Annotated in this window: 10 protein-coding genes; 4 read left to right on the forward strand and 6 right to left on the reverse strand. The window is 64.7% G+C overall.

From position 1 onward, the window contains the following. Window positions 1-32: 32 nt before the first annotated feature. The 4 genes from VFA60_04210 to mdh all read left to right on the forward strand — a co-directional run bounded on the left by VFA60_04210 (window position 33) and on the right by mdh (window position 6,157). A complete protein-coding gene (locus tag VFA60_04210) occupies window positions 33-2,972 on the forward strand; it encodes a hypothetical protein (protein HZQ90974.1) in 2,940 nt (979 codons plus the stop codon). A 161-nt stretch (window positions 2,973-3,133) separates the two neighbouring features. Next, window positions 3,134-4,564, forward strand: coding sequence for an NADP-dependent isocitrate dehydrogenase (locus VFA60_04215; GenBank protein ID HZQ90975.1), 1,431 nt, complete (start codon window positions 3,134-3,136; stop codon window positions 4,562-4,564). 86 nt (window positions 4,565-4,650) lie between these two features. Beyond that, the gene (locus VFA60_04220; protein HZQ90976.1) at window positions 4,651-5,220 is read left to right on the forward strand and encodes a pyridoxamine 5'-phosphate oxidase family protein; all 570 of its coding nucleotides are present in this window, start codon (window positions 4,651-4,653) and stop codon (window positions 5,218-5,220) included. Window positions 5,221-5,230: 10 nt separating this feature from the next. After that, window positions 5,231-6,157 carry a malate dehydrogenase gene (mdh, locus tag VFA60_04225; protein HZQ90977.1) on the forward strand — a complete coding sequence of 309 codons (927 nt, stop codon included), beginning with the start codon at window positions 5,231-5,233 and terminating at the stop codon, window positions 6,155-6,157. Between the two features lie 135 nt (window positions 6,158-6,292). On the opposite strand, the gene VFA60_04230 is transcribed toward mdh, so the two are convergent. From VFA60_04230 to sdhA, 6 genes are all read right to left on the reverse strand, one after another. Then, a complete protein-coding gene (locus VFA60_04230; GenBank protein HZQ90978.1) occupies window positions 6,293-6,820 on the reverse strand; it encodes a peptidylprolyl isomerase in 528 nt (175 codons plus the stop codon). A 111-nt stretch (window positions 6,821-6,931) separates the two neighbouring features. Next, complete coding sequence (locus tag VFA60_04235; protein ID HZQ90979.1) at window positions 6,932-7,729, reverse strand: peptidylprolyl isomerase; 798 nt, start codon at window positions 7,727-7,729, stop codon at window positions 6,932-6,934. A gap of 61 nt (window positions 7,730-7,790) precedes the next feature. Next, window positions 7,791-9,110, reverse strand: coding sequence for a dipeptidase (locus tag VFA60_04240; protein ID HZQ90980.1), 1,320 nt, complete (start codon window positions 9,108-9,110; stop codon window positions 7,791-7,793). A gap of 166 nt (window positions 9,111-9,276) precedes the next feature. Continuing rightward, the gene (locus VFA60_04245) at window positions 9,277-10,128 is read right to left on the reverse strand and encodes a DUF5715 family protein (protein ID HZQ90981.1); all 852 of its coding nucleotides are present in this window, start codon (window positions 10,126-10,128) and stop codon (window positions 9,277-9,279) included. Between the two features lie 269 nt (window positions 10,129-10,397). Continuing rightward, window positions 10,398-11,144, reverse strand: coding sequence for a succinate dehydrogenase iron-sulfur subunit (sdhB, locus tag VFA60_04250; protein HZQ90982.1), 747 nt, complete (start codon window positions 11,142-11,144; stop codon window positions 10,398-10,400). A gap of 2 nt (window positions 11,145-11,146) precedes the next feature. Beyond that, window positions 11,147-12,919: a succinate dehydrogenase flavoprotein subunit gene (gene sdhA / locus VFA60_04255; protein ID HZQ90983.1), complete on the reverse strand. Its 1,773-nt coding sequence runs from the start codon at window positions 12,917-12,919 to the stop codon at window positions 11,147-11,149.

A 12,919-nucleotide genomic window follows, 5' to 3' on the forward strand; every position in this document is an offset into this window, starting at 1 on the left:
CCATTAACCCAGCGCAACTGTCGCCGGAGGCAATGCATGGCGTGGTTTTTCGCGACGCCGAGCGGGCGCGGCAGAACCTCGCCCGGGTGGCCGAGTGCGCGCCGGCGGGAGTGCTGGGGCCGTTGCCCAACCTGCTGGCCGAGTCGCCCGACGCCGACAGCGCGCTGAACGGCTTCGAGCGCCTGTGCTCCACCGCAGCGCCCGACCTGCTGGCGCTGCTGGAGCGGCATCCGTTCCTGGTGCACTACGCGCTGACGGTGTTCGGCTTCAGCCCCTATTTAGGCGACACGCTGCTGCAGAATCCCGATCTGTTCCAGATGCTGCTGCGCGACAAGGGCTTCGGACGCTCGCACGGCGTGGATGACTTTCGCGAATCGCTGGCGCGGTTCCGCTCGCGCTCGCTCGATGCCGATCTGTCGCTGCTGCTGGCGCGCTTCAAGCGGCGCGAGTATGTCCGCATCATGCTGCGCGATGTGCTCGGCATCTCAACGCTCGCGGAGACCACCAGCGAAATTTCCGCGCTTTCGGACGTGCTTATCGCCGAGGCGCTGCGCGAGGCGCAGCATCAGCTGCGCGCGCGCTTCGGCGCGCCGCGCCTGCAGGATGCCGCCGGGCGCTGGATCGAGCCGGCCGTGGCCGTCCTGTCGCTCGGCAAGCTGGGTGGCAATGAGCTGAACTACAGCTCCGACGTGGACCTGTTGTTCCTCTACGGGGACGCGGGTGTCGCCGAGGGCGGCGGCGCGATCTCCAATCGCGAGTACTTCATCCGGCTGGCCCAGCAGGTCACCGAGATTCTTTCGCGGGTCACCGGCGAGGGCCCGGTGTTTCGCATTGACCTGCGGCTGCGTCCCCAGGGCGGCGAAGGCGAGCCGGCGGTGGGGCTCAGGCACGCGCTCGACTACTACACGCGCGTGGCACACGACTGGGAGTTGCAGGCGCTCATCAAGGCGCGGCACTCGGCCGGCGACCTGGAGCTGACGCGCGAATTCCTGCGCGGCATCGAGCCGCTGGTGTACGTGGGCGCACAGCCGGACGCGAGCCCGGCCGGCCCGGTTCAGCAGCGGCTGAATTTTCCCGCCATCGAGACCGCGCTCGCTTCGCGGCAGAAGATTTCTGACAAGCGGCGCCCGCGCAGCGCCGCCGGCGGGCTCGACGTGAAGCTCGACCGCGGCGGCATCCGCGACATCGAGTTCCTGGTGCAGTGCCTGCAACGCGTCTACGGCGGCGCTGAGCCCTGGCTGCGCTCCGGCGGCACGCTGTTTTCGCTGCAAAAGCTGCACGACAAAGGGCATCTCAGCGGCAAGGACTTCCACGAACTGAGCAACGCCTACGAGTTCCTGCGGCAGATCGAGCATCGGCTGCAATTGCGCCGCGGCCAGCAGACGCATCGGCTGCCGGACGCCGAAGAAGATCTGGTCGTGCTCGGGCGCTCGCTGGGCGGCGATCCCGGGCAATCGCGTTCGCCCGATCAGATTGCCGCCGCCGTCCGCGACCGCATGGCGGCGGTGGCGGAGATCTACAACCGCATCATCCATCGGCAGCAGGTGCAGCAGACCCGCGTCGTCGCGCCGGAGAAAGGCTTTCGCCTCCGCGGCACGCAAGCGGAAATCGGCAGCGACCACTCGTATCAGCAGATGCTGGAGCGGCTGGCGGCCGATTCGCCCGCGCTGCACGCGCTGGCCTCGCGTCCTGACCTCTCGACGCTGGCCCGGCGCAACCTGCATCGCTTCTTCAGCTCAGCCTTCACCGGCTCGGAGCGATACGCCGCGGTGGCGCGGCATCCTGACGCGGTTGAACGCGCGCTGCTGCTGTTTGAAGTTTCGGAATTTCTGACCGACGTGCTGGTGCGGCATCCCGAAGAGGTAGCGCTGCTGGAAGGCATGCCGCGCAAGCTGGGATGGCGTCCGGCGGCGCTGTTTGGCGGCGTTCCGCTCGCGTCCGCCGAGGGACACGATGCGGTGCTCGAGTATCTGGGCGCGGCCGCGCTGCCGTACGGAGAAAAGCTGGCGCTGCTGCGTGAACGCTACCGGCAGCGGGTGTTCGCTTCGTCGGCGCGCGACCTGGCGGAGTTGCGCAACGTGTACGACTCGCTCGCCGACGCCAGCGACGCCGCCGACGCCGCCATTCGCGCCGCGCTGGCCGTGGCCGATGCGCCTCCCGGCATGGTGGTGATGGCGCTGGGGCGGCTGGGCACGCACGAGTTCGATGTTGGCAGCGATGCGGACCTGCTTTTCCTGCGCGACGAAAACACGGCGCCGGCTGACGCCACGCGCGCGGCCGAACGTCTGACGGAAACGCTGGCCGCCTACACGCGCGAGGGCACCGTTTTTGCGGTGGACTCGCGGCTGCGTCCGCATGGCGGCGAGGGCGAACTGGTGATCACGCCGGCGCAGCTTGCCGCGTACTTTGGCGGCGAAGCGCAACCCTGGGAGGCGCTGACGTACAGCAAGCTGCGTTACGTAGCGGGATCGCGCGATCTCGGCGACGCCGCGCTGGGCGCCGTGCGCTCGCATCTTCCGCGCTTCCGCGACGATGCCGGTTTGGCGGCGTCGCTGGTGGCCATGCGCACGCGCCTGGAGCGCGAGTCGGGCGGCGACAACTTCAAGACCCAGGCGGGCGGCTTCTACGATGTGGACTTCATCTGCGGTTACCTGCTCGTCCGCCAGGGACAGGAGCAGCCGCGCGGTAACGTCCGTCAAACGCTCGACGAGCTGCGCCGGCGTCGCGCGCTCCCACAAAATGACTGCACCGTGCTCGACCGTGCCGCCGAACTGCTGCGCGCGGTAGAGCACGTGGTCCGGCTGGTGCAGGGACGCGCGCGAAAGTCGCTGCCCGCCGCCGAACACGCGCGCCAAACCGTGGAGCGGCTCACGTCGCAGATCCTGAACCGCCAGTTCGTCAAAGGGCTTGAAGCGGAGATGGCGCAGGAGCGCACCCGCGTGCGGAAGGTGTTTGAGCGAGTCATGAAATGATGGAAGGCGCTCTTGGCGATTCGCCGCGACTTTAGCTAAACGCGCGAAGACCAGATCAAGCCAAGCGCGGCGGAAAGCAGGGAGCGGGGAGCGGGCAGCAGTTTATAATCACTCGTTTTCTTCTGCGCACGCGCGCATCGCACATTGTGGGAGGCCCTCGAATGCCAGCCAGTTACAACGGAGTCGCAGTTCCGACCGACGGCGCCAGGATCGGCTACGCCAACGGCAAGCTCGTTGTCCCCGATGACCCGATCATTCCTTTTATTGAGGGCGACGGCACCGGCCGCGACATCTGGAAGGCATCGCAGCGCGTGTTTGACGCGGCGGTCGCCAAGGCGTACGGCGGCAGGCGGCGCGTGGTGTGGTACGAGGTCTTCGCCGGCGAGAAGGCGTTCACCAAATTCAAGAACTGGCTGCCGGACGACACCGTCGAGGCGATCCGCGAGCTGCGCGTCGCCATCAAGGGGCCGCTCACGACGCCGGTGGGCGGCGGCATCCGCTCGCTGAACGTAACGCTGCGCCAGGTGCTCGATCTCTACTGTTGCGTGCGTCCGGTGCGCTACTACCAGGGCGTGCCCTCGCCCGTGAAGCATCCCGAGCGCATGAACGTGGTCATTTTCCGTGAAAACACGGAAGACGTTTACGCCGGCATCGAGTGGAGGCAGGGAAGCGACGGCGCGAAGAAACTCATCGCCTTCCTCAACAATGAAATGCTCAAGGGCGGCAGCAAGCGCGTGCGCGAGGATTCGGGCGTCGGCATCAAGCCGATTTCGATTACCGGGACAAAGCGCCTGGTGCGCCGCGCCATCGAGCACGCCATCGAGAACAGGCTGAAGACGGTCACGCTCGTGCACAAGGGCAACATTCAGAAGTTCACCGAGGGCGCCTTCCGCGAGTGGGGATACGAGCTGGCGCAGCAGGAATTCCGCGCGCAGACCGTGACCGAGCGCGAGAGCTGGATCCTCGACAACAAGGACAAGAACCCGAACGTGACCATCGAACAGAACGCGAACCTGGTCGAGCCTGGCCTGGAGTACGCCTCGCCCGACTTCCAGAAGTCCGTGTGCGACGAAGTGAAGCAGGTTCTCGACGCGATTTACGCAACCCACGGCCGCGGCCAGTGGAAGCAGAAGATCATGGTGAATGACCGCATCGCCGACTCAATCTTCCAGCAGGTGGTGACGCGCCCCGAAGAATACAGCGTTCTCGCCTGCCCGAACCTGAACGGCGACTACATCTCCGACGCCTGCGCCGCGCAGGTCGGCGGCCTCGGGATCGCGCCGGGCGCCAATATCGGCGACCAGCACGCCATCTTCGAAGCAACCCACGGCACCGCGCCCAAGTATGCCGACAAAGACGTGATCAATCCCGGCTCGGTCATCCTGAGCGGAGTGATGATGTTCGACTTCCTGGGATGGAAAGAAGCGGCGCGCCTGATCGAAGACTCCATGGAGCGCACCATCCAGCAGAAGAAGGTCACCTACGACTTCGAGCGGCTGATGGAAGGCGCCACCAAGGTGAAGACGAGCGAGTTCGCCGAGTACATCGTGCAGAACATGAACGGGGCCAGGAAGAGTTCGGCGGCGGATTGATTCGAACTTCGGCCCGCAGCCCTTTGTGAATGGTTTGTGTCCTTCGTGGGAACGCTTTTGATTTCGCTGAGCTGTGACTGACCGTCATGCCCGCCAAATCTGCCGCCGCGGCACCTCGCGCCTCGCGCCCGTACATGCCAGGCTACGGCCTGCCCGACGCGACCCAGGGCAAGGGCCTGCTGCCGTGGTCGTGGGCCGAGCGCCGGCTGGTGGGGTCGCACAACTACTGGTTTGCGTCGGCGCGTCCCGAGGGCGGCCCGCACCTGATGGTCATCTGGGGCGTCTGGATCGGCGGCCGCTTCTGGTTCAGCACGGGCGCCAAGTCGCGCAAGGCGCGGAACCTGAGCGCGAATGCGGCCTGCGTCATCGGCACCGAGCGCGCATCGAGCGCGGTTATTGTGGAGGGCACCGCTCAGGTTGTGGACCCACGCGATGTTCCGCGGGAAGTTTCCGCCAGCTACAAAAAGAAATACAAGTGGGTGTTCGATCCCAGGCTCGGCCCGATTATGGCCGTAACGCCGCGCGTGGCCTTCGGCCTGCACGAAAAGGACTTCGACCAAAGCACGACGAAGTGGACGTTCCAATTACCGCGGAGACGCGGAGCCGCGGAGGAAACGAGTTCCCCGCGTCTCCGCGCCTCGGCGGTCAAGAAATGAAAGGAAGAGAATGCGCAACAAAGTCACCGTAGTCGGTTCGGGCAACGTGGGCGCCACCGCGGCGCACTGGATGGCGTCGAAGGAACTCTGCGACGTGGTGCTGATTGACATTGTGGAAGGCGTGCCGCAGGGCAAGGCGCTCGACCTGCTCGAGGCGATGCCCATCGAGAAGCGCGACTCGCACGTGGTCGGCACCAACGACTACGCCGACACCGCCAACTCCGACATCGTGGTCATCACCGCCGGCGTGCCGCGCAAGCCCGGCATGAGCCGCGACGACCTGCTCAACACCAACTACAAGATCATGCAGGACGTGGTGAACAAGGTCGTGCAGTACTCGCCCAACTGCATCCTCATCGTCGTCTCGAACCCGCTCGACGCCATGGCGCAGACCGCCTACAAGCTCTCGAAGTTCTCGCGCAACCGCGTAATCGGCATGGCCGGCGTGCTCGACTCCGCCCGCTTCCGCACCTTCATCGCCGAAGAACTGAAAGTCAGCGTGGAGAACGTCACCGCCTTCGTCCTCGGCGGCCACGGCGACACCATGGTCCCGCTAGCACGCTATTCCACCGTCGCCGGCATTCCCATCACCGAGCTCATGGATAAGGCCACGCTCGACCGCCTCGTCCAGCGCACCCGCGACGGCGGCGCCGAGATCGTGAAGTATCTGAAGACCGGCAGCGCCTACTACGCGCCCTCGTCCGCCGTGACCGAGATGGTCGAGGCCATCCTCAAAGACAAAAAGAAGATCCTCCCCTGCGCCGCGTACCTCGAAGGCGAGTACGGCATCAACGGCCTCTACGTCGGCGTGCCATGCAAGCTCGGCGCCCGCGGCCTGGAGCAGATCATCCAGATCAAGCTGACGGCGGAAGAACAGCTCGCGCTCCAGAAGAGCGCTGATTCGGTGAAGGAGCTGTGCGCGGTGATCGGGGTCTAAGCGCCGCCAAACAAATCTGCCACGGATTCACGCATCAACCCGGACCAGGTAAGAATCCGTGTCGATCCGTGGAATCCGTGGCGGTTTTTTCCTCTCTGCGTGCTCCGCATCCTCTGCGTTGAAGAATCTGCGTCGCTACACCCGCTCCACCTTCACGCTCTGCACCACCACATCTTTGAGCGGCCTGTCCTGCTTGTTGCGCGCGACCTTGCTGATCTTGTCCACCACGTCCTGGCCCTCGACGACCTCGCCGAAGATGGTGTGTTTGCCGGTGAGCCAGTCGCTGGCTGCCACGGTGATGAAGAACTGCGAGCCGTTGGTGTTGGGGCCGGCGTTGGCCATGGCGAGCTTGCCGGGCTTGTCGAAGCGGTGCGGCGAGCCGCGCGTTTCGTCTTCGAACTGGTAGCCCGGGCCGCCGAAGCCGGTGCCCTGTGGATCGCCGCCCTGGATCATGAACTGCGGGATCACGCGGTGAAAAATGCTGCCGTCGTACAGCCGGTCATACGATTTCTTCCCGGTGGACGGATGCGTCCACTGGCGTTTGCCCTCGGCGAGTTCGGTGAAGTTGGCGACCGTCTTGGGCGCGTCTTTTTCAAACAGGCGGACCACAACGTTGCCTTCCGACGTGTTCAGCGTTGCGTACAGTCCAGGCTGGCGTGCCATTTTCCTCTCCTCTTTCAGGGCGCTCGCGATGTCCGGCGGCGCCGTCCTTCGTGCCCTTCATATGACCTTCGTGTCCTTGTGTGAAACGCTTTTGCTTTTCGCAACGAAAAACTACTTCGCCGGCGCCTTCTTCGCCGCTGTCCCCGGCTTCGCGGCCGTTCCCGCTTTCGGCGCCGGTTTGGCCGCCGGCCTGGCAGCCGGCTTCAAGCCGGTGATGGCAATGTGCTTGATCGTCACCGGCGCATTTGGGCGATCGTTGCCGTTGCGCGGCGCCCGCGCGATCTGCTTCACAAGGTCCACCGTCGCCGGGGTGCAGTGCCCGAAGATGGTGTAACCGTATCCCTTGGGCACGCGACGGCTGCCGCGCAGGCATCCGCCTTCGTCCAGGCAGGGATCGAGGAAGGGCACCGGCACCTCGGTGATGAAGAACTGCGAGCCGTTCGTGTTCGGGCCGCTGTTGGCGTAGGCGAGCATGCCCGGCTTATTGAAGGTGAGATCAGGCGAAAACTCGTCCTTCATCTCGTAGCCCGGACCTCCCATGCCCGTGCCGATGGGATCGCCGCCCTGGATCATGAACTCGGGGATGACCCGATGGAAAATTGTCCCGTCGTAGAGCGGCACACCGTGTTTTTTGGCGCCGGTCCTGGGATCGGTCCAGTCCTTGGTGCCGCGCGCCAGGCCGGCGAAGTTGGCCACGGCGTTGGGCGCCTTGTCCGGGAAGAGTTCGCAGCTCAGCGTACCCGCTGTGGTCTGGATGGTCGCGGTCGGCGGACCCGTCGTGGCCGGCGTGGTGGTGGTTTTTGACGACGAGGCCGGCTTGTTCGTTGCAGCAGCCGGCTTCTTCGCTGGAGCGGTTTGCGCCGCCAGTGTTGCCGCGGCGAGGAGGATTGCGATCGCTACATTCTTCATCCCTGCTCTACTCCCAATGTCTGATTCGATGGCGCCCGCGTGCGCGCCGCGATTTTCGGCGCTAACGTGGCGTAGCCGCCGCCTTTCCTTTTGCCTTCGGCGCCGCTCCCGCGGTCTGCGCCGGATGCCACTCCGGCTGATTGCCGCGCAACTGTGCTGCCACGCGTTCCACCTCGCGGAAGACGCGCATCAGGTTTTCGCCCAGGACCTTGCGCACATCCGCTGCCGTGTAACCGCGCGCCATCAGCGCCTCGGTGATCTTCGGCAAGTCGGCGGCCGAATCGATCCCCTGCGGCAGCCCGCCGGAGACGCCGTCGAAATCCGAGCCGAGGCCGACGTGGTCCACGCCCGCCACCTTGGCAATGTGGTCAATGTGGTCGATCAAAGCTTTCAGCGGCGGACGCGGAATCTTCTTCGCCCACTCGCGCGAGACGCGCTCAGAGACGTAGTAGGGAACTTCCTTGCCGGGATGCGCCTTCTGCCAGTCGGCCACGGCCTGCTCCACGGCGGCATCGCGCGCCCGCGACTGCGCCGCGTTCGCCTTGCGGTAGTCATCGTCGATGAAGCCGTTGTAGAAGTTCACCATTACCACGCCGCCGTTCTTCGCGACCGCCTTCAGCATCTCGTCGGTCATGTTACGTGGCGCGTTGGTGAGCGCGCGGGCAGATGAGTGTGAGGCAATGACCGGAGCCCTGGTGGTCTGGATCGCATCCCAGAACGTTTTGTCGGCGACGTGCGAGATGTCCACCATCATGCCCAGCCGGTTCATCTCAAGCACGACGTCACGGCCGAACGGCGTCAGACCGTTGTGATGCGGAACGTCGGGATCGCTGATGTCGCCGGAAGAATCGGCCCACTCGTTTGTGTTCGACCAGGTGAGCGTCATGTAGCGGACGCCAAGGCGCGCGAAGTCGCGCAGCAGGCCGAGGTCGCTCTCGATCGCGTGTCCGCCCTCGATGCCCATCAGCGCGGCCAGCTTGTGCTGGCGATGTGCGGCCTCGATGTCGGCCGGGCTGAAGGCCATCATGATCTTGTCGGGATGCAGCTGCGCCTGGCGGTACACCGAGTCGATCAGCCGGAAGGCGCGCCGCGCGTACTGGCCCTTGTGCCGCGGCTCAACCCAGATCGAGAAGAACTCCGCGCCGAGGTTGCCGCGCGCGATCTTGGCCAGGTCAATCTCGCCCTCGCCGGCGTCGCTGCCGATATCGAAGTTCTCGTCGAGAAAGCGCTGCGGCGTATCAGCGTGGGTATCAATGACGAGCGCAGCGGCGTGCACCACGCGGGGGTCCGTGGACGGCCTTGCCGGCTTGGACCTGGAAGACTGGGCCATGGGGACAGGGCAGAGCAGTGTGACTACAAGCAGGATAAATGCTGGACGCATCGTTGGGTTGCCCACGCCTGGCGGGGCGAACGGGCATTGTATCGAAGAGCAGTGGAACGTGGTTAGTGGATAGTGGTCAGCCGGAGCCGAGGCGCGGCGAGCCGGTGCGACCGAGCGACCAGGTGAAATTGAAGTGAGCAGTTTGGACGACGCAGCCTTTCACTATTCACTCTTCACTATTCACTTTCTTTTCCGCCGTCACCCGCTCGTCGCGCCACTCCGGATAGCGTTCGTACACCATCACATGGAAGACCGGCTGGCGCCGCTCTTCCTCCGGCTCGATCACTTTTTCTTCCTTCAGACGGGCGAGATAATCGGCCACGAACTTGTGCTGGGCGCGCGTCATACCGCGCTTGGCGATGTCGAGCGTCAGGCCGGAAAGATGCGAAGAGGCGGTTTCGCCGGTCTCCGGCGCGGCATTGGAGTTCCAGCGCCGCAACTCCTTCTGCTGCTCCACGGTGCGCACCGCCGAGTTCACCTGGATGGGCCGCTTGAATTTCGTGTAGTACGCCTTGCCAAGATCATTGATGAAATCGTTGGCCGCCGGACGGCACCAACGCCGGTCTTCGCGCATCGCCAGGCGGACGTAGCGCGTGTCCTCCATGGGGACGAGTTCCTTCTGATCAATCAGGTCCTGGAGCTGGTCGTCGTCCTGAATGCGCGGCAGGTTCTGCGCGTCAATCTCCTCATTCTGACGGAGCAGCGACTCGCGCGAGCCGGCCAGGGCCGGGCTGAAGTATCCGCGCGGGATGCGGCGGCGGTAGCGAGCCGAACGCGCGCGTCCGCGAGCGCCGCGACGCAAGCCTGAACGGCGGACAGTTTGGCGGCGAAGCGGACGACGGCGGGTGCGCGACAGCCGGGCCTGCGTACGGTTGCCCGTTACGCGCGAGGCGTTCAGCGACGCGCGGTACACGGCCATGCCCGGCGCGGCAACTACGCGCGCCTCGGCGGCCGCCGGAAACAGCAAGCCTGCTGCCGACAACACCAGGCCCAGGAGCCTTGATTTCCATTGCTTCAAGCGAGAGTCCCTTGTGGACGGCCAGATTGTGGTGAAGCAGAGGGGATTCTAGAGGAGAGCTGCCGGTCCGAGCATTAACTTTCGTGGTGCCGCAGGCAGAAAACGGGTACGGAGGGACGTGTACCGCAGGGAGCGGCAGTGAGCATTCAGCTGATCGACCGCCGAATCGCCGGACCGCGGAACCGCCGAATTGAAGAGTTGCGGCGCGCGCGCCAGGGTTTCCATTCGGCAGTCCGGCAATTCCCCAATTCGGCAATTGGAAGGGGCTGCTACTTGCTGAACAAGTCTTTGACCGCCTGCTTCATCACATCACGCCCCACTTCGGCGATGGCGCGCGTCAGCGGGATGTCTTTGGGGCAGATCTCCACGCAGTTTTGCGCGTAGCCGCACTCGTGGATTCCGCCATCGCCCATCAGCGCGTGCAGACGCTCGTCTTTCTGGAACTTTCCGGTCGGATGCGTATTGAACAGGCGCACCTGTCCGATGGCCGCCGCGCCGACAAACCCGGTGTGCTCGTTGAACTGCGGACACACCTCCATGCAGCAGCAGCACGAGATGCAGCGCGAATACGGGTACGCCTCTTCCTGGTCTTTCGGCGAGATGCGCGGTCCGGGGCCCAGGTCGTACGTACCGTCCACCGGCACCCAGGCCTTGACGCGCTTCAGGTTCTCGAACAGTACGTTACGGTCCACGGCGAGGTCCCGCACGACGGGAAACTTGCTGAAGGGCTCGATGCGGATGGGCTGCTCGAACTTGTCCACCAGCGCGGAACACGCCATCTGCGCCTTGCCGTTGATGAGCATGGCGCATGATCCGCAGACCTCTTCCAGGCAATTTGAGTCGTAGGTAATCGGCGTGGTCGGCTTGCCGTCGCGCGTGACGGGATTCGCGGCAATGTCCATCATCGCCGAGATCACGTTCATCCCGGGACGATGTTCGAGCTCGAAGTCTTCCCAGCGGGCGGGAGCAGTGGGCGAATCCTGGCGTTTGATTTTGAGGAGAACAGTCTTGGCCATTGTCAGTATTTTCGCGCCCTCGGCTTTATCAACGACGTATCCACCGGTTCAAACTCGAATTTCGGCTCATCCGCATCCGGCGCGAAGCACGCCTTCGTCGTCTTCAACCAGTTTGCATCGTCGCGCTCGGGGAAGTCGGGCTTGTAGTGCGCGCCGCGTGATTCATTCCGCAGGGCCGCTCCCTGCGCGATCACGCGCGCCAGCTGCAGCATGTTGTAGAGCTGCCGGGCGAACACGACGCTGGTGTTCGCCCACTGCGACTTGTCGCTCAGGTTGATGTTGCGGAAGCGATGCAGCAGCTCAACCGCCTTCGCGTCGGTTTCCTGAAGGGCCTTGTTGTAGCGGATCACGGTGCAGTTGCGCGTCATGATCTCGCCCAGCTCGCGCCACAGGCGGAACGGATTTTCTTCGCCCGAGGAGCTCATCAGTCCGGCGTTGATCTGCTCCTGGCGCTTCTTCTCGGCGTCGGCCGCGCCGTTGGGCGCCGCGCCGGATTTCGCCGCGCCTTTCGCATACGCCAGCGCCGCGGGGCCGGCGACGAACCCGCCAAAGATGCACGACACCAGTGAGTTCGCTCCCAGCCGGTTGGCGCCGTGATATTGATACTCGCACTCGCCCGCCGCATAGATGCCGGGAATGTTGGTCGCCTGCTTTTCATCCACCCACAGGCCGCCCATCGTGTAGTGCATGCCGGGGAAGATCTTCATCGGCGTGGTGCGGGGGTCGTCGCCAACGAATTTTTCGTAGATCTCGAGAATGCCTTCCAGCTTGCGATCGAGCGTGGCGCGATCGATGTGAGTCAGGTCCAGATAGACCATCGGCTGGCCGTCAATGCCGAGCCCGCACTCGAACACGACCTTGTGGATGGCGCGCGTGGCCACATCGCGCGGAACGAGGTTGCCGTACTTGGGATACCAGTCTTCCAGGAAGTACCAGCGCTCGCCAGGCGGAATCGCCTTGGGATCGCGCTTGTCGCCGGGCTGCTTCGGCACCCAAACGCGTCCGCCCTCGCCGCGCGCCGACTCCGACATGAGCCGCAGCTTGTCTTCGCCGGGAATCGCCGTGGGATGCACCTGGATGAATTCGCCGTTGGCGTAGTAGCAGCCCTGCTGATACAGCGCCGACTGTGCCGAGCCGGTGCAGACGACTGAATTCGTGGATTTCCCGAAGATCGCGCCGATTCCGCCGGTGGCGACAATAAGGGCATCGCCGGGGAAGACCCGCACTTCCATGCTGCGCAGGTCCATTGCGCAGATGCCGCGGAAGACGCGATTGGCATCGAGCACCGCGCTCAGGAACTCCCAGTGCTCGTACTTTTTTACCTTGCCCTCGGATTCGAACCGCCGCACCTGTTCGTCGAGCGCGTACAGGAGCTGCTGCCCCGTAGTCGCGCCGGCAAATGCCGTGCGGTGATAAAGCGTGCCGCCGAAGCGGCGGAAGTCAAGAAGGCCTTCCGCCGTTCGATTGAACGTCACGCCCATGCGGTCGAGCAGGTCAATGATGCCGGGCGCAGCCTCGCACATGGCCTTCACCGGCGGCTGGTTGGCGAGGAAGTCGCCGCCGTAGATGGTGTCGTCGAAGTGCTGCCAGGTGGAGTCGCCCTCGCCCTTCAGGTTTTTCGCGGCGTTGATGCCGCCCTGCGCGCATACCGAGTGCGACCGCTTCACCGGCACGATGGAGAACAGGTCAACGTCGCCGCCGAGCTCGGCCGTCTTGATGACGGCCGCAAGTCCCGCCAGTCCGCCGCCAATGACGATGATCTTCGGGCTGGCCAT

Source organism: Terriglobales bacterium (genome assembly GCA_035651995.1).
Lineage (GTDB): Bacteria > Acidobacteriota > Terriglobia > Terriglobales > Acidobacteriaceae > DASRER01.